Genomic DNA, 21,218 nt, shown 5'->3' with positions numbered 1-21,218 from the left:
GATGAGCAAACCTATAATAAATAATATAAAAAGATTAGAAGAGATCGTCGGACCTATTCAAACTAGCGATTGGCTAAGTGAGTTAGAAAAAAGAGCGGTCAATAGGAGTAGGCGCAACTATTCTCAAAAAATAGTTATTCGAATTTTACGGGAATTGAGGGCACGAAATCTGAGTAAAAAGGATTTCGCAACAATGTTGGGCATTACACCGCAGGCCATTAATAATTGGATGAAAGGTGAAGTGAATTTTACGCTTGAAACTGTAGAAAAGATAGAAGATGCTTTGGATGTAGCTTTGATTGAAATCCAGGTTAAAAGGTCACCAGTTAAAGCAACCAATAATGCTGTTAGCGAAATACTTCCATATAAATTGCCGCATCAATTGGCTAAAATTGTTCCAATTGTAAGTTGGATTGGTGATGAAAGAAGTCAATCGGGATCGCAAATCCTTACTAAAAGTATATCTTAATTATTAGTTATGACTAATACGGAGTTCGTAGCAAAGTTCAATCTGGTGAATATTCGAGAAGAACAGTTTTCTACATTTCTCGACATTGATATTGATAATAATGAAATCAATCAAACGGTAGCTTTTGGCTTTGGAGCTGATAAAACAAATAAGTTGATCGCTTGTAGTTGCACTTATACCTTATCAGCTGTTGATAGGCCTTTTATTCATATTCAAATAGTGTGCAATTTTGGCATTGAAGAGGATTCGTGGAACACCCTCCAAGCAACTTCGGAAGGAAAATTTCTTTTAATACCTAATGGCTTCGCAACACATTTGGGGGCTATTGTTTATAGTACTACAAGAGGAGTCCTGTACGAAAAAACAAAAGGCACAAAATTTGAAAAGTTCCCAATGCAACTATTGAGTGTAACTGCTATTATTAAAGAAGCACATATTAAAATAGCAATTTAGTTAGCCTTAGATTAGACCTTATTATACCTCCAATAACACTTAACCTAGCACTAGAAAATTCGGCTTTAATACCTTTTAAAAACACTGCCGCCTGCCGATAAAACGCGACCGCTTAGCCCCATATTACAACTGCTAATAGGTCAATAATTTTCCTGAAGCTGAGGTTGTAAGTGTACTCATAAAAGCAGCCAGAAAAATTTACACCAAAGATGAAAAATGGGATAAGATTTTATTTCTTGACATTGGTTGCAATATTAAAAATAGAGATAAATAACTACAAGATTACAATTATTTAAAATGCACTAGAAGTTTTTAATTTTGAGAACTTTTGTTAGAGAGAGCTTTGATATACTTGAAATAATCAGAAATCAAAGGCCTAAAAATAGGTAGCCGAATAAATATAGGATTATGGCCTTCATTCATGCGATTTTACTCAAGTTGTTGAGCACAATACTTTTTTAAAACAGCCTGCAACTATACCAATACCACACCACTGTTTATTGTATGTAATAGATAATGTATCTTTTGAATTACAGTATGGATCATTCAGAAATCATTTTCCTCAGGTACCACAAGTAATGTAATATACAAACGCTCCTATTTTTAGCTTATCAATCAATCTCCACAATGTTGCCCATATACAAATGCAGCACCGCTGTCGCATGCTGCATTTGTATATGGATTTAGGCACTTGTCAATATATATCCCAATTAGACAAATAAATAATCCAATCGTCTTAAATTGCTTATTATTCAGCGATATTTCGATTCAACTTAAGTGCTTCAGCCGTCCAGCTTCGCATTTGTTGACATAGATCAGGATGCTTTTCTAAAGACTGACCAAAAGTAGGCACCATCTGTTTTAATTTACTTTGCCAGGCTTCAGATTGAAATTCCTTAGGAAAACAACGTTGAATCAACTCCAACATAATTGGTACGGATGTGGAGGCTCCGGGAGAAGCTCCTAATAAGGCAGAAATAGAGCCATCTGCACTAGTAACCACTTCAGTTCCAAATTGCAAAATGCCCCCTTTCTTTGGATCCTTTTTGATCACCTGTACCCTTTGCCCGGCAATTTCCAGTTCCCAGTCTTTGCCATCTGCATTAATATAAAATTTCCTGAGCGCATTTACCCTATCTGCAGGAGATTGTTTAATCTGCTGAATCAAGTATTTCAGCAAGGCAAAATTGGTCAACCCCACTTTAATCATTGGCCACATATTGCTCCATTTAATAGACAGAGGCAGATCCCAATAAGAGCCATTTTTCAAAAATTTGGAGGAAAATCCTGCGAATGGTCCAAATAGTAATGCCCTTTCCCCATTAATCATACGGGTATCCAAATGCGGGTCGCTCATAGGTGGAGCCCCAACGGCTGGCTTACCATATACTTTTGCCTGATGCTGTTTGATAATATCAGGATTAGTGCACCGCAGCCACTGACCGCTTGCCGGGAAACCTCCGAATCCCTTTCCTTCAGGAATTTTTGATTTTTCAAGTAAGGGCAGCGCGCCTCCACCAGCCCCTATAAATACAAATTTAGCTGTGGCTGTGTTTCGATCTCCGGTGGCTAAATCCTTGATTTTTAATTTCCAGCTGCCATCGGACCTCTTTTTAAGGTTAGTCACTTCCTTGCCAGTAAACACCTTAACGCCAGCTGTATGGCGCAGATATTCAATCATTTGTCTTGCGAGTGCGCCAAAATTTACATCTGTCCCTATGTCCATTTTAGTCGCAGCTACTGGTTGGTTCGGATCCCTGTCTTGCATTATTAAAGGAATCCACTCCTTTAGCTGTCCTTGCTGATCGGAAAACTGCATGCCTTTAAATAAATTATAAGTCTGCAGCTTATCATAACGCTTTTTTAAAAAATTCACATTGTCAGCTCCCCATACAAAACTCATATGAGGTATGGGAGAAATGAAGCCTTTAGGATCTTTAAGCAATTGGGATTCGGATAAATAAGCCCAATATTGTTTAGACAACTCAAACTGTTCTGCGACTCTTAGCGCTTTGGTAGCATCAATGGTTCCATCAGGTAGTTCCGGAGTGTAATTAAGCTCACATAGAGCGGAGTGTCCTGTACCGGCATTATTCCAGGCATCAGAACTTTCCTGAGCAATCTGATCAAGGCGTTCATAGATTTCGATGGTCGCACCTGGCATCAGCTGATTGAGCATTGTGCCTAATGTGGCACTCATAATGCCTGCGCCAATCAATATAATATCCGGATTACTATTACTATTCATTATAAAATTTTTCTATATTATCGCAGGATGGTTACAAATTTACAATGCAAATAGCACGTACAAAAAATAAATAAAAATTTTGGCTCAATTCTGACTTAAAACCTTCAAATCCAGGGCAGATTAACAAATCATTAATCAAACGTTTGTTTAGTAGTTTTATTTTTTTTATCTTTATGGTGAATCTTTATTTAGTAATCCATTAAGCGGCAGCCTCCTCTTATTGGAGGTGTGTCTGAACCTATTAGAAAGAGATTGTATATGGGGACACTACCTAAACCTATATTCGAAAAGGCGCCCAAAGAAGATATTTTTAAAGCAATTAAGGCAGAGGTGCAGGAATTTGTGCAAAAAGCACCTGGAAAACCTCGTTCGGCCATTATAAAGGCCTTTATTTTTTTGGGAATTTATTTAATAAGCTATTGTTGCATCTTACTTCTAGGTAACGATAACTGGGCATTATTTCTTTTCTACGGGCTTTGCGGGCTTTCCATGTTTTTGGTATTTTTAAACGGTTTTCATGATGCGGCCCATAATGCGCTTTTTAAATCAACCCGCACCAACCATCGATTTTGTTTTATTTTGGAACTTTTTGGAAGTAACAGTTATATCTGGCGCAAGCGCCATTTGTTACTCCACCACCCCTATCCAAATATTGCACATTGGGATATTGATGTCAAACAAAGCGATCTGGCCAGAATACTGCCATCCGCCAAATGGTTACCAGTTCACAAATATCAACATATCTATATGTGGTTGTTATATCCTCTTTATACACTTAACTGGCTGTACATCAGAGACTTTAAAGACTTTTTTGGCAAAAAGGATAACTATCTTAAAAGGGTCGTGAAGATTCCGAGTAGTGAATATCTGAAATTATTCATTTTTAAACTGGTCAATATTGGCTTTGTTATCCTTGTCCCCCTGTTTGTATTGCAACAGCCTTGGTACATTATAATACTGGGTTGGTTGGTGATGCATATAATTGCCAGTAGTTTTGGAGCGATTGCCCTTTTATCCACTCATGTAGATGAGGAGGCCACCTTCCCTGAACCTGATGCAAACGGGCAAATCCATAACACCTGGTTTGGTCACCAACTTTCCGTAACCAAAGATTTCAGCACTGACAGCAAGGTGATTAACTATCTCTATGGCGGCTTTAGCCTTCACGTGGCTCATCACCTTTTCCCCAGCCTCTCCCATAGTTATTACCCAGCTATTACCAAAATCATCCGTAAGCACGCAAAAGCCAGTAACCTGCCTTATAAAAATTATCCATTTTATCAGGCCATCAGATCCCATTACCGGCTTCTGAAAAAAAATGGCCGGGAGAATAACCTATTTAAAACTGGGGAACTTTAAGGCGTTGGTATTAGTCTATTTGTGGTATTCTATATAATTGTGTATGTCCGTTCAATGTTATTTTTAATTCAAGTGAGGAGGCTGAATTACCAGCCTGCAAAATTATTTGTGCATGTCCGTTAAACAATCTACGACTTCCTTTGTTATTAACTGAAGTCTCCGGGTCGTGATCACTGGGATCACCATTGCCAAAACCTAATATTCGACCATCTCCTGCCAGTGAAAACAGCAAACGATCGTTGGCGTCTGGCACCGCCCTACCAGAAATATCAAGAGCAGTTAAATTAATAACCGCAATATCTTTGCCGTTTGCATTCAAATGATCTACGTTTGACTGAATTCCTATCTTAGTAGCCGGGCCAGTTGTCACAATACTATCCGTAATCTTTTGTTGCCCTAAATAACCAACAGCTTTTAAAATACCTGCCGCATAAGGAACGTTCCATTCCAGATGCCCATATTTAGGCATTAGTTTTCTGCCCAGACTCTTTCCATTTAGCAAAAGTTCTACTTCGGGTGCATTGCCATAGACCCAAACATTCACCAGTTTACCCTCTTGGCCTTTGCGGTTCCATTGTTGTCCAATATGCAATACAGGCGCATCAGACCAGACACTTTTATAATAATAATAAACATTCTTGGGAAACCCACATAAATCCATCATTCCAAAATGACTGTTTACGTTGGGCCATTTAAAAGGCGTGGGCTCACCTCTGTAATCAAATCCTGTCCAGACAAAACCGCCCATCATCCATGGTTCATCCGCACAAAGTTGCCACCAATGTTCAGCTGTGCCGGCCCACCACGGGTACACTGAATCCTGATCAATTACATATCCTCGTACTGAATCAGTATTATAAATACCACGCGTCATTACTGTGCTGCCCATTTCCGTGCCTAAAACAGCTTGTTCTGGATGTGCCTTGTGATAAGCATGCACATAATCGACCCTATAATTAAATCCTCTAACAGCCATCACTTCATTGACGCCATGATATACATTGCCCAAATCTGCTGCATATGTAGCGATTCTATATGGATCCAGTTTGTTTTGGACCGCAAGTAGATCCTGCGCCACTCTTTTACCTATGGAACTTTTTTGAATATCTCCTTCTTCGTTGCCGATGGACCAAAGAAAAATACTGGGATGATTCCGATCACGCTTTATTAAACGCTCAAACTGACCTTTATATTCCAGACCACTATTAAGCAACCGCTGTTCATCCACTATAAGCATCCCTAAACTATCACAAGCATCTAAAAATTCAGGAGCAGGTGCCCCATGACTAGTCCGGATCGCATTAGAACCAACTGCCTTTAATAATTGAATTCTATAATATTGCAATGCGTCAGGCAATGCGGTTCCCACGCCGGCATGATCCTGATGTATATTAGTTCCTTTAATTTTTACCGGCTTGCCATTCAATAGCACACCCCGATCTGCCGTTATATGAATATCTCTGACCCCAAACCGAATAAAATACTGATCCACCAGCTTGCCATTTACCATCACCCTAGTTACAATACGGTAAAGATATGGATGATCTAAATCCCACAATTTAGGGTGACTGATTTCTAATTGTTGCTTGACCTGGTGCACTGTTTTAGCTGGTAAAGTATCAATTTCAGCCGGATGTGAACGGGCAACAACTTTCCCATCTCTTGTTCTCAACTCCGAAATAATACGGATACCGGTTTTTACTTTATTTCCGCCATTTAAAACAGGCACTTCCAGCGAAATAAGGCTACTCGTTTTTTCAACTTTTGCATGTGCATAATAATTTTGAGGATCCACATGGATATTCTGCGTCTTATTGAGCCACACATGCCGGTTGATCCCCGCACCTTCATAAAACCAACCTTCAAATTGAGTCGCATCAACCCTGACGGTAATAGTATTAGCCTTATTAAAATACAGAAAATCAGTAATATCATAGCTCTGTCCTAAATAGCCCGAAAAATTACTCCCCAGGTATATTCCATTAATCCACACTTTGCTGTCCCTGTATATCCCATCAAAAGTCAGGGAAAACTGCTGTCCGCTATCTTTTGCCGGCACCAGGAACTTTTTGCGATACCAACCAATACTATTTTGTGGATATAAGCCTCCAACTGGTCTGTAACCATGAGAAAGCTGGTCTTCATTTTGAGAAAAAGTAATAGGTAAATGCACCGCCCAATCATGTGGTAATTGAACCGTTTTCCAGCCAGTATCATTAAAGCTTTCATCTATTGGGGTCTGGGATGTCTTCTTCGTTTTCGCAAAGAGATTCGCGATGCCGTAGTTAAAATCCTGTGCCGGATCCGCACTGTTTCCTAAATGGAATTTCCAGTTCTTATCCAAATTAACACGTTGACGGGGGCTGTCTGATTAAGCTTCTGACCAAAAACCTGATATCCGCCGAGAAACAGCAGACAAAAAAGCCCTTTTAATAAATATTTAGTTGTCTTTGCAGGCAAAATTAGATTCATGTTGTTTTAAATACTTTTGTTCTTTAAGTGTTATTATTCAAGGGGTATAATACCCCCTTCTGGCATAACGGTACACTGCGCTGCCAACTGCGGTAAATGGATCAAAATATAACTAATCCAATTGCCGCCTTATTTAAAAGCAGATAATGCTTTAGTTGGTTTTCCATCTGCGCCCCAGCAGCTTAATTTATATCGACTCCATGAGCGGGCTCCTTCGGGTTCCCAATAAAATACCCCCAATCCGTGGCTATCAGGTACCGCAGCAGTTGTTTTGATTACGGCCTTTAACATGTCATAAGTATTTTGGATCGCTGTGTCTGCCCCTCCTGTTTCTACAATCATTACAGGCTTTTGATAACGGCTGACCATATCGTTTAAATTATTTGCCAGATCTTTAATATTGGCAGTATAGTCCTGATTTAGCCAGTAGGGATAATAAGAAAGTCCTATAATATCATAATTAACGTGGTAGGCTTTCGCTGAGTCGTAAAACCATCTGGATCTGCCATTATTATTTCCCTGATCAATATGCACAATCACTTTGATTTGATCATTAACCGCCTTTGTTGCTGCATATCCTTTGTTTAGCAATTGTGACAATTGCGGCCAGTTATCGGTACTGCCCGTAGGCCATAGCATACCACCTGTAATTTCATTGCCAATCTGTACCCAGGATGGCGTACAACCTTGTTCTTGAAGTGTATCCAACACATGGTAAGTATAATCATATACATCAGTGAGTAACGTGGGAAAATCATCCTTTGCCCATGCTGCAGGCTTAGTCTGGTGAGACGGATCTGCCCAAGTGTCACTATAATGAAAATCAATCATGATCTTAAAACCTTTAGCTAGGCACCTTTTGGCCATAGTCACTGTTTCTGCAAGTGAGCAATGACCACTAATCCTATCATCGCTGGGGTTTACAAAAATCCGTAACCGAATAGCATTAATACCATTATCCCTTAAAATATCCAAACAATCCTGCTGCTTACCTGCAGCGTCGTAGAATTTAAAGCCAGTCGCCTCCATTTGCATCAACCAGCCAACATCGGCTCCTTTAAAAAAGGTCGTGTCTGCATTACTTCCACCATCTTCACCATCAGGAACGCTGGTATTATCGCTTTTACTGGCGCAGTTAATACTTGCCGCAACGGCAAGCAATAAAAACATACACCAAAAAATTTTTAATATAATATTTCATGACTGAGTAAATTTATAAGTTAATAGCTCTCAATTTGGATTATTCCATTGATTAATGCAAAAAATTAAACGGCCCCAGATTTAATCTTTTGTTACTTCAAAACTGTAATTGCCATCACCATTACTTAGATCCAGACTTACAGTATATGTACCAGCCTGAGCAACCGTAATATTATTGCCACCCCATACAGGATCACCTGCAAAAACAAGGGTTCCTTCCTCATCAATTTTATAACAAATATCCCAGGAAGGGTCATTCCATGATGCGGTCGCATTATCCCAGACACTAGAGACAAATGCAAAACTATCCCCGGCAGCAAACTTAACTCCAGTGGCAGTCCACTTATTTGTATTGGCATCAAAAGTCATAGCAGAATTACCCCAATTATTAAAAGTGCCGCTCATGAAAATTTAATGGGCGTATAACTGATGGTTAGAGCATCCAGATCTACATTGACTTTCATATAGTTAGGACATGGCGTTATCCATAAATTTCCAAGTGTCGAAATATCCGCTCCCTTTTGCAATGTATACGCATCTGTGCCCCAGCCATAGCCACTATTATCTACTGTTGAAAGTAACTTACAATTTGCACCTCCCCAATTAGCATAGGAAAAATTGATATAGCCTTCATATTTATTGTCATTTTTCGCTGAAGTTAATAAATATCCATTGGTTCTGGTGGCAGGCGTCGTCCAGCCTCCCTCGCCCATAATCAACAAGGCCGGCAAGGGCAATGCATAAGGTGTCGCCGTAAATGAAATAGTATTGGATGCCAGGGTATCCCCATTAAAAACGGAGCGAATCCTGGTAAAAACGATGTTCGCGCTCGACGGAGTACACCCTATCGCCAATAATTTATTATTAAGACTCAGGCCCGTTAAACTATCGGAAGTTACTGAAACACCTAAGTTATATGATTTACCAGCTCCAAAAGATGCCGAAGTATCCAAATCTAGGATATAGCTGATAATCACATTACCCCTTGCCGTATCTGTAAAATATCCGGGATCTGACCATTTAAGTATCAATAAGGTCATTTCACTATTCTGCTCAGATAAGCTAATGCCTTGATCTGGTCCCAGATTGGCGGTTAATGTAATGCTATTATCCACTGTGTTTATATTTGCCTCAAACAAATCTTTCTTACAGGCCAGCTGCAAAGCACTCATTAAGGCCAGGACCAATAGTAGCCATCCATTTAGTCCCCAATGTTTTAATTTAAAATATCTCATATAAAAACCTTTTATCATGATCAATGTATAATTCAAGTAAATCAATTTGTGGCGTCTAGTACCTTAATAATTTGTATTTTTTAAATTTGGATTCGCCAACAAATCGGCCGTTGGAATCGGAAACAAATTATATTTACTACTCACTGCATTTCCGGCTAAAGAGCCGCCTTTCCAATCCCACAAATACGTATCTGTTGTTAATCTGTCATAGCGTATAAGATCTGTTCTTCTTTGCGCCTCCCAATACATTTCCCGGGCTTTTTCATCCAAAACAAAATCTGTCGTTAATGCAGCTGCTGTAATATTGCCTTCCTTACTGGAAGGATCATTTGCATATGCTCTTCCCCTTAATTGATTAATATAGCCCAGGGCAGTTGTGACATTTCCTCCTGATCCTCCTCTAAGAACACTTTCTGCATAGGTCAAATAAATTTCAGGGAGTCTGAATATTGGAAAATCAATATCAGCTATATTCCCAAAAGTATTATTTTGTGTAATGGCCGATCCATCTCTATTGATATTTCGAAACTTATAGGAAGAAAAACCATTGGTCTGATTGGTAATAGTAGTTGCTTCAAGCGTCTGACCTTCTGTATAAAACAAAGCTCTTTTATCGATGGTGGTGTCAAAACTTGGAAATAGTTTTGGAATAGACTGCGTAAATCTAAATTCATTCCAACTACCACTCAACCCATTGATCAACTCAGTGACTCCCGCCGGTCCGAGTACTAACCAATTGGTGCCTCCCCAATTCACTTCATTATTATTCTGATAGACAATCGGTAAAATAAACTCTTTATTACCCTGGCTGTTATCCCCCATAAAGAGCCAACTATAATGACTCATCAGGGCATATTGGCCCGACTCGATAATTTTATTACAATAGGTGATGGCATCTGTATATCTAGCTGTCCCCGTATATACCTTTGCATTCAGATAGATTCTGGAAAGTAAGGCCCAGTCGGCCCCTTGATCAGCGCGTCCCATTCATTGGTACCTGGTGTTGGAAGTTTACCAGCAATATCCATGAGTTCACTTTCTATAAAATTGAATAGATCCTTTCTATCGATTTGTTTAGGCGTAGCTCCTGCCGCAAGCGTGGTGTCTGTCGCAAAGGGTGGATTACCATAGGTATCCATTAAAACACTATATGCATAAGCACGCATAAACCTAGCCTCCGCTCTAAATTCCTTTACAGAATCTGCAGCCGCCTGATCAAAACCTCGTGCTTCAATTTTAGTATCCGCCGATTCAATAATAAAACTGTTGGCCAGTGTAATGGTGTTCATCATATCTGTGTACACCATGGCAACGGCTGGCAGATCCGCACTCCAGGACAATTGATGATAGATCGCTACATTGCCATCGTCATTCCAGGTACTGACCGCCTCGTCTGTTGGATATTCCTGCATATTCCAGTAATCCCTTAAAAATCCATTGGATCCCGTAGAAGTGGGGGTATAAACTAGACTACCATATATCGTGGCAAGGCTTTGTTTATAACCAGCGACTGTTTCATATTGAATAGCAGTAGTCACACCATTGGTCGGCTGTTTATCCAGATCTTTGGTACAGGAAAATAGTCCGGTTAATAGACAGCCTGTTAATACGAATAAGGATAATTTATTTGATCTCTTTCTCATTGTAAAAAGCTTTTCTGACATTATTAAAAATGGAGGTTGATGCCTACCGCATAAATTCTGGGTACATTGTAAGTATTTTGATACCCGGAATTATAAGACGCTTCAGGATCCTGACCTGTAAAGTTGGTGACTGTAAAGACATGCTGAACAGAAGCCCTTATAGACATAGTCCAGTCCTTAAATACCTTCCCGAAATCATAACCGGCATATATATTATCCAGTTTTAAAAAAGAGGCATTCTGCAGATAAAAATCACTGTAGTTTTCAAACTGGTCATTTTTACTAAATCCAGTCTTATAATATAGCGTGCTCAAATTCTCTGAAACATCCCAACCCGTTATAGCAATAGTATTTTCAATAGGTTTGTAGAAAATATACTGGCCTAAGTTCGCATGCATAGAAATCCCAAATTGCCATTTTTTATAATTCAGGCTGGTGCTATATCCAAGTATATACTTTGGAGCGGCAGATTTTCCGGTTACATAACGATCACTGGCACTGATGATTCCATCCTTATTAACATCGAGCATCACATCTTCCAATGGGCTGCCACTATCATATACCTGATGGTATAAATAAAAGGTATTGCGACTATAACCGACTGTATTTACCAGCGTCTGGTCACTAAAAAGGCCAACACCGCTGTCTGAGACATTATTTAAATGCGAAATTTTACTATTTATATAAGATAAATTAAATGCCATTTCCCAACTCAGGTTTTTAGTCTGAACAGGAATTGCTTTAATATTCCACTCAATGCCTTTGTTTTCCATTGAGGCAATATTGAGCAGCAGTGAACTTCCAAAATTGACACCCAGCGGAATGGTGGTTTCATTGAGCAAATTGGTCGTCTTTTTGTAGAATAAGTCTAATGATCCAGTGATGCGGTTTTTCAAAAAGCCATAATCAAATCCCAGATCTGTCGTGGCTGTTTGTTCCCACTTCAAATTAGGGTTGTAAGTGCCTGGATAAGACAGATCATAGGCAGACCCCCTATATTATATTGATACATTGCTCCTCCAGAGGTATATACAGAAATCGGGACATAGTTGCCTATTCCATCCTGCTGGCCAGTAATCCCATAGGACAATCTTAGCTTTAGATCAGAGAGGGCTTCATTATCCTTTAAAAACCCTTCCTCTTTTATTTTCCAGGCCAGTGAAACAGACGGAAATACCCCCCATCTATACTTTGGTGCAAATCTGGACGAACCATCATCTCTGATCGTTGCCGTCAACAGGTATTTATCCTTGAAGGCATAAAATAGGCGGCCAAAATAAGAAATAATGGAGTGACTGGGTTTATCAAAAGGATAAGCGGGCTCGGAACCAGCCAACTGTTCTCCCTTTGCATCATATCCTGGATAAAAGTAATTGGTTGTCAGATAATTATTATAAGAATAGCCCCCCGTCACATTAAGACGACTATCAATTTTTGTAAACAATTTGGTATAGTTAAGGTAAGTTTCCAAAAAGGTATTACTAACCTTGGAGGCAGGGTCATTGTCATTTTTAGCCCCGCCCTGAACATTTAAAGGGAAATAGGTGGCCGGCGAAAAATAATAACTCTGGTATTTACTGGCATCATAACCAGTATTGACATTAAAATGCAGACCACTTATAAAAGGAAAGGCATAATCCAATTGAAAATTACCCGTACTTCTGAATCCCTGCGAAGTATTTTGCTGTTGCATAAGCATACTGACAGGGTTCGCGATGGCGAGTGCCGGGTTGGTTGCATATTTAGCATATTGAAAATAGCCATCAAAATCCGTGTTTTCCGGATCGTAAACAGGTTGCGTCGGATCAAATGCGATGGCGTTAGCAATACTTGCCTGATCAGCAATCTTTTGTTTTTCGTAACTGGCTTTAATACTAAGATTTAGCTTTAAAGCGCCTTTTAATAATTTAGGAGAAAGATTTAAAAGCCCCGTCACCCTTTTATAATTACCAGTCTTCAATACCCCATCCTGATTCAGATAACCTACTGAGAATCTGTAAGGTAGCTTTTTTATTCCACCGCTTAAACTGATATTGTTATCCGTTGCAAAGGCGTTTTGATAAATTTCTTTTTGCCAATCTGTTGAAGCTGATCCGATCGCAAAGGTGGGTGTCAGGTTATTGGAAGTAATTACTTCCTTATACTGACCTGCGGTTAAGACAGATTCCCGCTTGATTAAAGTGGAAACAGAATTATTAGTGGAAAAATCCACATGTAATTTATCGTTTAGCTTTCCTTTTTTGGTTGTAATGATAATAACACCATTTGAAGCCCTTGATCCATAGATCGCCGCAGCAGCGGCATCCTTTAAAACAGTAAAGGTTTCAATGTCATTAGGATTTAATTGACTGAGCATACCAGGTCCGTTTGGATTCCAGCCCTCCAACGCAACGCCGTCTATTATAATGAGCGGGTTATTGCTGGCGCTGATAGAAGCGCCACCTCTGATCAGCATGGAGCTGCCCGCGCCCGGTTGTCCAGAAGAAGGCGTTATTTGCAATCCTGGTATCTTATTGGCAATCAATTCCTCTGCATTAGTGACCGGCGCTTTTTGAAAATCTTTCGCCGATATCGTGGCAATGGATCCCGTGATAAATTTTTTCAAAGTCGTCCCATACCCAATGGTCACTACATCAGCCAGGGTTCCAGCGGTGTCAATGGCCAGCAATTCAATATGGACGGGTTGCTTATTTGTTTCAAAAACCCTGGTCTGACTCAAATAACCTTCTCTTGTAATTTGTAGACTTATGGGAAATGCAGATACTTCCAAACTGAAATTTCCCTGAAGATCTGTTTGAACTACCTGGGAAGCTCCTCCCCGAATTTGAACCTCTGACAGCGGACTTTTGGTTGCGGCGTCTACCACTTGGCCTTTTAAGATTTCTGATTGTGCCTGAACAGCCGTTAAACTACTTAATATAAAAAATAGCAGTAAACGACACTTCAATAACAAATGACTCTTCATGATTGAATATGATTTTGGCTTTAATAATCTTTAACAAATTTAACGGGGTTTGCACCTGAACCGCTTGCCATTTTCATCATTATTGATGCTCTATTCATCATTTTTCGCGTTAAAAGTGTATTTTCGACCTCTAACTTGGCTGTTTCAATCCATTTTGCAGAAAATCATGGCTGCCTTTTTAAGAATTCTTTTATGTTGTGCTATAATAAGTATACCTGGCAGACATTTGTTTGGTCAGAAAAGGGACGTTTATATCTTTAAACATATCAGCACAGAATCAGGACTCTCCAATAGCACCATTGAATGTATCTTCCAGGATCATTCTGGGCTTATATGGATTGGCACCAGAAATGGTCTTAACAGAATCGAAGGAGATCACATCACCAACTTCTACCATGACAATCGGGATTCAGGAACCATTTCCAATGATTATATAACGGACATTACTGAGGACACACAGCATCACTTGTGGCTTGGCACCCGCAATGGTATTAATAAATTGGATCTTCATAAGGGATTCTTTCATTCGGTTCATATCCCAAACACATCATTACCCCTCATTGTCAATAAGATCGCATGTGATAGTAGTGGTTATATCTGGGTTGCTACTGCCAATAATGGCCTTTTTAAAATCAATACTAAAAATAATAAGGCCACGTCTTTTGCGAACCCGGCATTGCCATCATGGCCTAAAAACAATACCATCAATACACTTTATATAGATAAACATCAGCATATATGGTTCAGTACACCTTCTGGATTGTTTAGCTATAATATGCAAACCAACGGTTGGCAACAATGGCTGGACAAAACACGCCTGCAGGAAGCCAACATTATCAAGATCCTGAGAGTCAATGAACATACACTCATTTTGGGAACAGAGAAAACGGTCTCTTGGTTTTTAATCATACAAAGAATAATCTGCAAAGAATTGACCAATATGGTACGGATCCATTCAGGGTGTCCAATAATATGATCAAAAGCCTGTGGAAAGATAACGATGGAAGCATCTGGATCGGAACACTCACTGGACTTGATCATCTCAATTATAAGACAGATTCAATTACACATTTATATAGCGAGCAGGATAACGAGTATGCCTTATCCCAGAAGACCATCTCGTCCATATTTCGGGATAAAGAATCCAATCTTTGGGTAGGTACTCACAGAGGAGGTTTAAACATATCTTACGCAAAGCTCTCTTTTTTTAAAACCTTTCGGTTAAGCCCCAAAAAAGGGGCGCTCCATTATGAGGATATTAAAACTTTTGGGAAGCACCCAATGGAAAAATCTGGACCGGAACTGATGGTGGCGGTATAAATATCCTTGACCCTAATACAGGATTATTTGCCTATTTAAAACACGATTCAAGCAACAGCAACTCTATTAGCTCAAATGCAATTCTAGACATTTATGCAGATAGAGCCAATAACCTCTGGATTGCGACTTGGGGAGGTGGTCTTAATAAATATTTGCCTGGCACGCATAGTTTTGTCCATTACCGGCATATAGAAACAGACGCGACTTCCATTCCTTCTGATTATGTGCAAAGAATATATCAGGATAGAGAAGGGCTAATTTGGGTCTGCACCTATTTTGGTGGTTTAGCCCTTCTGAATCCAAAAACAGGCAGATTCACCCCTTTTGACCAATCAGGTATTGCCAAGGGCAAGCTATCTGGAAAGAATACGCTTTCTATTATCGAAGATGACCAACAAAGAATATGGGTGGGCACAGATGACGGAGGACTCAATTGTATTGATAAAAAGAGCCGCACAATTCAGCATTATTTTATCGATAAAAACACCAGCATCCCTGACCTTCGGGTCCTGTTTATTGATAGCGATAAATATTTATGGGTTGGGGAAAAGGGATTGTTCAGGTTTGATATTCAAAAAAACAACTTTGTCCCATATACTACAGGATCATTATTGGATAATGTAATTATCAAATCCATTGAACAGGATACCAAAGGACTACTTTGGATTTCTACCTCAAATGGACTTTTTTCGCTTAATCTGCAAAGCAACAATGTACAACGGTTTAATAATAAAGACGATTTACAGGGAGAAGAGTTTGAGGACAATGCTTCTTTGAAGTCAAGAACCGGAATCATGTATTTTGGCGGGTTAAAAGGATTTAATAGTTTTCACCCCGAACTACTGATGCGGCAATTAAAATCTCCAAAATTACTTTTTACCGGACTTACCATCCTTGATAACCCACAATCGCCTTTGAACAAGGTTTTATTGTTGCCAGAGCAAATAACCCTGTCATATTTGGAAAATTCCTTTACGTTACAATGTGCCAATGCCATTTATTCGGATATTGGCAATCATAATATTGTCTACCGACTGAAAGGCATTAGCAACAACTGGCAGGAAGCTGTAGGCAATAAAATAAGCTTTAACCATCTTGCACCTGGCAGATATCAATTGGAAATATGCTCAAATGCGTCAGATTTGAACAATCCTATTGACAGTAAAACCATAGTCATCTTCATCACCCCTCCATTTTGGCAAAATAACTGGTTTATTTCACTCATCATTATACTCCTAGGTGGGTTAATCTTCTGGTTGATAAGTATCAAAAGGAAAAAAGAATTGAAACAGCTTCGGGAACAAAATGAAAAAGAAATTACGGAAATGCAGGTTCAGATGTTTACCAATATATCGCATGAACTCCGAACCCCACTTACGATGATCTCTGTGCCAATTGAAACATTGATGAATGAAGAAGCAAATCCAAAAAACCAAAGGATCTATCGTTCCATTTATGCCAATACCCAGAAATTGCAGCAATTACTTAAAGAAATCCTGGATTTTAGCAAATTAAAAAAAGAGGACACCCCACTTCGGGTTACTAAGGGCAATATAGGTCAATTAGGTAAAGAGGTGGCGGACGCACACCGACTCCTTGCAGGGCAAAAAGGCATCAAACTCCACTATGATACTAATGTGCAAAATCATGAGACCTTTTATGACCATTCCATCCTGGAAAAAATATTGAACAATCTGCTGTCCAATGCTGTAAAATATACAGGGAATGGCGGGCAAATTCATTTGAAAATCCATTTTACAAGTTCTCCACCTAAACCACATTTTAAATATACGGATACCATCGGACTTCCTCCCAGATCACCTATTATCGCCATCTTGGTTCGTGATAACGGTATTGGTATTACGGAAGGCTCATTACCTAATATTTTTCATCGCTATTTTAGAATAACTGACAGACATATCGGTGCTGGTATTGGCCTTGCATTTGTCAAACACCTGGTACTAAAACATAAAGGATCTCTTATTGTCAGTAGTGAAAAGGATAAAGGGACAGAGTTTTTGATCTTGCTTCCGAGCGCATCAAATGCCTATAATCAGCATGAGATCACCCACGAAAATATCGCTGCATTTACCAATTTGGAAGCACCAAGTGTCTATTATAATGACAATGATTCTCAAATAGAAAAAGCACCCAAAAATGCACCGACAATATTGATTGTAGAGGACAATCAGGAAGTACAACAACTCATTGAAGGTCTTCTGAATACGGACTATAATATTCAATTGGCAAGTAACGGGCAGGAAGCCATTCAATTGATTTCTAACCATATGCCACAACTGATTATAAGTGATATTATGATGCCTATTATGGATGGTATTGAGTTTTGTAAAAGCGTTCGGTCGGATAATTTAACAGCACATATACCCTTTATTTTGCTGACAGCAAAAGAATCAGACCAATCCTATCTGGAAGGGATTGAGACGGGCGCAGATTATTACTTCATTAAACCCTTTAAACCTAATATTTTAAAGAAAACAATAGAACGTATTTTTGAGAAAAGAGCCCAATGGAAGGCGCATCTTTTGCAGGAAGCCCATTTATCCGTACTTGAAATTACACAAACACAGTCCGACAAGGCCTTATTGCAAAAGATAATAGAAATCATAGAATCTAATATCCAGAATGCCGATTTTAAAGTCGATGACCTCTGTAAGGAAATCAGCATGAGCAAAACGAAACTATACCTTAAAATAAAGGATATAACTGGTGGTTCTTATATTGAACTGGTGAAGGATCTTAAAATGAAAAAAGCCGCCAAGCTATTGACCACTACAAATTATTCTATTTCTGAGATAATGGACATGGTAGGCATACAAAGTCAATCCTATTTTAGTAAAACCTTTAAATCAACATTTGGAAAGTCCCCCTCAGCCTATTTCCAGGGAAAATAACCGAATTATTCTTCAACTTGCCCTACCTGGCCCGCCGTTACATATTCCAGCAAAAAGGTATCTAATAGGGAATTTTGTGGACTATTGACATAGAAAAAGAGGTCGCTCGCCTTATCATGTCAATATGCAACCCTTTAGGTATTTACCAGAAAAAGTGGTGTCAAAAATGATATTTTTTTGCCTAATGTCTGGGGAATCCAAATTCTTGTCCTAATCCCAATAAGGTGTATAAAAGGACAAAGGGTATCCAATAAGACAGTTTATACCAGGTGGCCCTGCTATTTGGGCGGGGGCGAAGCTACGGAGTATGCTGTTTATCGCCATCAGAGGCCGAGTGTAGGCCAAATCATTCATTTACTGTATAATATAAAGCATTCACAAACCAGAATAGCATCCTTACGGAAAAAGAGCTTTGATAAAACAAAAAATGTTATTATCTTAGAAGGCTAAACTTTAACCGTTAACCCAAACCAATCTACGATGACAATACTTCATGCATGCCCGCTCCTAGACAAAGGGCCGTCAAACTTTCCTAATAATAATCACTCCTAAAACAGCATTCCTGTACAAGCCGTTTAGAAACGTTTCTAAACGGATAAAAGATATTCAAAATGCGCACAAGGGAAAATAGATAAATTATTGATTTTTAACCTGATGATGTTTTAATTATTACATCTAATTTAAGAGTTGGTGGTCATTGTAACGGACGACACCGCAGATAACAAACAGACAATGGACAATCTTTTAAAATACATTCGCTCACTGACAAGTTTTTCTGAGACAAGTTGGGAATTGTTGCAACCTGCATTGACAAAAAAAACGTTTAAGAAAAAGGAATTGCTACTAGAACAAGGGCAAGTTTGCAACTCACTTTTTTACATAGACAACGGTTATTGCAAAAGCTATTACGACATTGACGGAGTTCAGAAAAACACAGGTTTTTTCTTTGAAAACGAAATTGCAACAAACATCAACAGCTTTGGTAGTGGGCAGAAATCTGGATTTAACATCGTGGCTTGCGAACCGCTTATCGCAATCGTGTTTGACAAAGACAAATTGTTTCAAGCAACAAAGCAAACTCACGAAATAGAAACTTTGGGACGAAATTGCATACGATTATTCGCTACAAAACAAGAAGAATTTTCAACGTTATTCAAACTATATTCAGCACAAGAACGGTTAGAATATTTAGAAGCGAAATATCCAGAAATGTTGCAACGAGTTTCACTTTCTCAATTAGCTTCATTTCTTGGTGTAGCAAGGGAAACATTAAGCCGAATCAGAAAACGTAGAACATTGGCTTAATTATGTGACTATTATCACAGGATAAATTCTGCAACATTATTGAACTTTGCAGAAATATTTAAGGATATGCAAAAGCTAAAAAAAATTGACGAGCAAACCAACATATTAACTTGGTTTGAAATTCCTGTAACCGACATTGACAGGGCAAAAAATTCTACGAAACTATTTTGGACATTGAAATGGTAAAACGTGCAGACGGCAACGATGAAGCAGTTTTCTTTCCGTTTAATCCAAACGTTATACAAGCAACATCGGGACGAATAACAGGCGTGTTGTCAAAGACAACAAGAAACAGTCCGTCAAGCAACGGCACAGTTGTTTACATTAACGCAAGTCCTGACATTCAAATTGTGCTTGACAGGGTTGAACAAGTAGGTGGAAAAATCATTGCACCGAAAACGCAAATATCCGCAGGTTTTATCGCCATCATCATTGACAGCGAAGGAAATAAAGTCGGACTTCACGCCGAACGATAAACGACTTAAATATCAACAAGATTAATTTATTTCAACCATGAATGAATATACTAAACCGAACCTAAAAAAGTGTGCTGTCATTACAGTTGATACCCAAGATGATTTTAGCTTGCCGGGAGCAATTGCAGAAATAAAAGGGACTAATGAAATTATCCCATGAATGGAACAAATATTAACAGCCTGTAGGAAGAGCTGTATTCTTATTTTGCATTTAATTAGAATTTACAGAGAAGATGGATCAAATGTAGACAATTGTCGGAAAAAATTAATTGAATCGGGTACTGAAATTGTTAAACCAAATTCCATTGGAGCAGACCTTTTAAATTCAATCAAAATTAAAGATAGTAGAGAATTAAATTATGAGCTTCTTTTGAAGGGAGGAATTCAGCCAATTGGTAGTTTGGAGTGGGTTATGTATAAATCAAGATGGGGGGCTTTTTATCTAACAATCCTCAATGATTTTTTTAGAACCAAAGAGGTAGATACCCTCATATTTACAGGATGCAATTTCCCTAATTGTCCCCGTACCAGTATTTATGAAGCCAGTGAGCGTAACTTTAAAGTCGGTATGGTTAAAGATGCAATATCTGGTGTCTATAAAAAGGGAATTGAAGAAATGAAAATTATAGGCGTTAAGATATATACGGCCAATCAGCTTATTCAGGAAATTGAGAGTATCAATAAATATGAAATCAACAACAGATAACAAACAGGAAAGCAACGAACCGCCAACAAACAGCTTGCCACAATGGCTGGTAAACGTCTTCAATTAACGAAAAAGTACTAAATTTACGTCCACGTCTTCAGTGGGCGGGTAGTGGTGGAAATCAGCCACTGCGGCAAGCTGCCAGACGTTGTCCAAAATTGTAAGGACATCATCTCCGATAAAACATTCGGCAGAATAATGAACTATAGGATCCGGGCAAAATGGAATTTTGCCGTCAAAGCTTTGCAAATGAGATTTACTGAAAGACTTGCTTTCAAAGTGAATCGCTTAAAAGCTTTGACTAAGGTACAAAAAAAAATGACAAAGTCAAGTTTTGCTTGTACAGGGCGAGCCTATAGCGTTGTAAAAAGCCGAATGATCCTTTTAAAACACTTCGGAAATCCTTAGATTTACGCAATATTTTAAAAGGTATTTATCAGGAAGTGAATGACCAC

General features: G+C 38.9%; 18 protein-coding genes and 1 pseudogene. 10 read left to right on the top strand and 9 right to left on the bottom strand.

All coding sequences use genetic code 11. The annotated features are described in order from the left end of the window. The first annotated feature begins 1 nt into the window (after nt 1). Nucleotides 2-469 carry a helix-turn-helix domain-containing protein gene (locus FSB73_RS09900; RefSeq protein WP_146781430.1) on the top strand — a complete coding sequence of 156 codons (468 nt, stop codon included), beginning with the start codon at nt 2-4 and terminating at the stop codon, nt 467-469. A 9-nt stretch (nt 470-478) separates the two neighbouring features. Further along, nucleotides 479-922, top strand: a complete 444-nt coding sequence (locus FSB73_RS09895) for a hypothetical protein (RefSeq protein ID WP_146781429.1) — start codon at nt 479-481, stop codon at nt 920-922. A gap of 748 nt (nt 923-1,670) precedes the next feature. Here FSB73_RS09895 and FSB73_RS09890 read toward each other — a convergent pair. Next, nucleotides 1,671-3,170: a malate:quinone oxidoreductase gene (locus tag FSB73_RS09890; RefSeq protein WP_146781427.1), complete on the bottom strand. Its 1,500-nt coding sequence runs from the start codon at nt 3,168-3,170 to the stop codon at nt 1,671-1,673. A gap of 258 nt (nt 3,171-3,428) precedes the next feature. Here FSB73_RS09890 and FSB73_RS09885 point away from each other — a divergent pair, with 258 nt between their 5' ends. Further along, the gene (locus tag FSB73_RS09885; protein ID WP_146781425.1) at nt 3,429-4,529 is read left to right on the top strand and encodes a fatty acid desaturase family protein; all 1,101 of its coding nucleotides are present in this window, start codon (nt 3,429-3,431) and stop codon (nt 4,527-4,529) included. Between the two features lie 10 nt (nt 4,530-4,539). On the opposite strand, the gene galA is transcribed toward FSB73_RS09885, so the two are convergent. From galA to FSB73_RS09845, 8 genes are all read right to left on the bottom strand, one after another. Continuing rightward, on the bottom strand, nt 4,540-6,873 hold the full coding sequence (gene galA, locus FSB73_RS09880; protein WP_146781423.1) for a beta-galactosidase GalA: 2,334 nt from the start codon (nt 6,871-6,873) through the stop codon (nt 4,540-4,542). A gap of 257 nt (nt 6,874-7,130) precedes the next feature. Continuing rightward, on the bottom strand, nt 7,131-8,171 hold the full coding sequence (locus FSB73_RS09875) for a glycoside hydrolase family 53 protein (RefSeq protein WP_146781421.1): 1,041 nt from the start codon (nt 8,169-8,171) through the stop codon (nt 7,131-7,133). A 111-nt stretch (nt 8,172-8,282) separates the two neighbouring features. After that, nucleotides 8,283-8,606: a hypothetical protein gene (locus tag FSB73_RS09870; RefSeq protein ID WP_146781419.1), complete on the bottom strand. Its 324-nt coding sequence runs from the start codon at nt 8,604-8,606 to the stop codon at nt 8,283-8,285. Beyond that, the gene (locus FSB73_RS09865) at nt 8,603-9,436 is read right to left on the bottom strand and encodes a SusE domain-containing protein (protein WP_158639489.1); all 834 of its coding nucleotides are present in this window, start codon (nt 9,434-9,436) and stop codon (nt 8,603-8,605) included. The genes FSB73_RS09870 and FSB73_RS09865 overlap by 4 nt, the downstream gene beginning before the upstream one ends. A 63-nt stretch (nt 9,437-9,499) precedes the next feature. After that, nucleotides 9,500-10,423, bottom strand: coding sequence for a RagB/SusD family nutrient uptake outer membrane protein (locus FSB73_RS09860; protein WP_146781415.1), 924 nt, complete (start codon nt 10,421-10,423; stop codon nt 9,500-9,502). Then, nucleotides 10,369-11,079 carry a RagB/SusD family nutrient uptake outer membrane protein gene (locus tag FSB73_RS09855; RefSeq protein ID WP_158639488.1) on the bottom strand — a complete coding sequence of 237 codons (711 nt, stop codon included), beginning with the start codon at nt 11,077-11,079 and terminating at the stop codon, nt 10,369-10,371. The genes FSB73_RS09860 and FSB73_RS09855 overlap by 55 nt, the downstream gene beginning before the upstream one ends. 23 nt (nt 11,080-11,102) lie before the next feature. Then, nucleotides 11,103-12,026 carry a TonB-dependent receptor domain-containing protein gene (locus FSB73_RS09850; RefSeq protein WP_158639487.1) on the bottom strand — a complete coding sequence of 308 codons (924 nt, stop codon included), beginning with the start codon at nt 12,024-12,026 and terminating at the stop codon, nt 11,103-11,105. Next, complete coding sequence (locus FSB73_RS09845; protein ID WP_146781409.1) at nt 12,023-14,044, bottom strand: SusC/RagA family TonB-linked outer membrane protein; 2,022 nt, start codon at nt 14,042-14,044, stop codon at nt 12,023-12,025. The genes FSB73_RS09850 and FSB73_RS09845 overlap by 4 nt, the downstream gene beginning before the upstream one ends. 166 nt (nt 14,045-14,210) lie before the next feature. Between FSB73_RS09845 and FSB73_RS09840 the strand changes: the two genes are divergently transcribed. The 7 genes and pseudogenes from FSB73_RS09840 to FSB73_RS09810 all read left to right on the top strand — a co-directional run bounded on the left by FSB73_RS09840 (nt 14,211) and on the right by FSB73_RS09810 (nt 20,763). Further along, nucleotides 14,211-15,020 (top strand): ligand-binding sensor domain-containing protein, encoded by an 810-nt coding sequence (locus FSB73_RS09840; RefSeq protein WP_158639486.1) that lies wholly within the window; start codon nt 14,211-14,213, stop codon nt 15,018-15,020. Then, a complete protein-coding gene (locus FSB73_RS09835) occupies nt 15,017-15,364 on the top strand; it encodes a two-component regulator propeller domain-containing protein (RefSeq protein WP_158639485.1) in 348 nt (115 codons plus the stop codon). Before FSB73_RS09840 ends, FSB73_RS09835 begins: the two co-directional genes overlap by 4 nt. Next, a pseudogene (locus tag FSB73_RS27555) lies at nt 15,334-15,492 on the top strand (two-component regulator propeller domain-containing protein); the annotation flags it as partial. The gene FSB73_RS09835 and the pseudogene FSB73_RS27555, both read left to right, overlap by 31 nt. 24 nt (nt 15,493-15,516) lie before the next feature. Then, complete coding sequence (locus FSB73_RS09825) at nt 15,517-18,276, top strand: hybrid sensor histidine kinase/response regulator transcription factor (protein WP_146781402.1); 2,760 nt, start codon at nt 15,517-15,519, stop codon at nt 18,274-18,276. 732 nt (nt 18,277-19,008) lie between these two features. Further along, complete coding sequence (locus tag FSB73_RS09820; RefSeq protein ID WP_146781400.1) at nt 19,009-19,581, top strand: Crp/Fnr family transcriptional regulator; 573 nt, start codon at nt 19,009-19,011, stop codon at nt 19,579-19,581. Nucleotides 19,582-19,748: 167 nt separating this feature from the next. Beyond that, entirely contained in the window at nt 19,749-20,057 is a 309-nt protein-coding gene (locus FSB73_RS09815) for a VOC family protein (RefSeq protein WP_225974679.1), read from the top strand. Between the two features lie 160 nt (nt 20,058-20,217). Continuing rightward, the gene (locus tag FSB73_RS09810) at nt 20,218-20,763 is read left to right on the top strand and encodes an isochorismatase family protein (RefSeq protein ID WP_225974678.1); all 546 of its coding nucleotides are present in this window, start codon (nt 20,218-20,220) and stop codon (nt 20,761-20,763) included. Nucleotides 20,764-21,218 lie beyond the last annotated feature (455 nt).

This window comes from Arachidicoccus ginsenosidivorans (assembly GCF_007971385.1).
GTDB classification, from domain to species: Bacteria; Bacteroidota; Bacteroidia; order Chitinophagales; family Chitinophagaceae; genus Arachidicoccus; species Arachidicoccus ginsenosidivorans.
The sequence above is the reverse complement of the archived record's forward strand: the minus strand, read 5'-3'. Positions and strand labels throughout refer to the sequence as shown.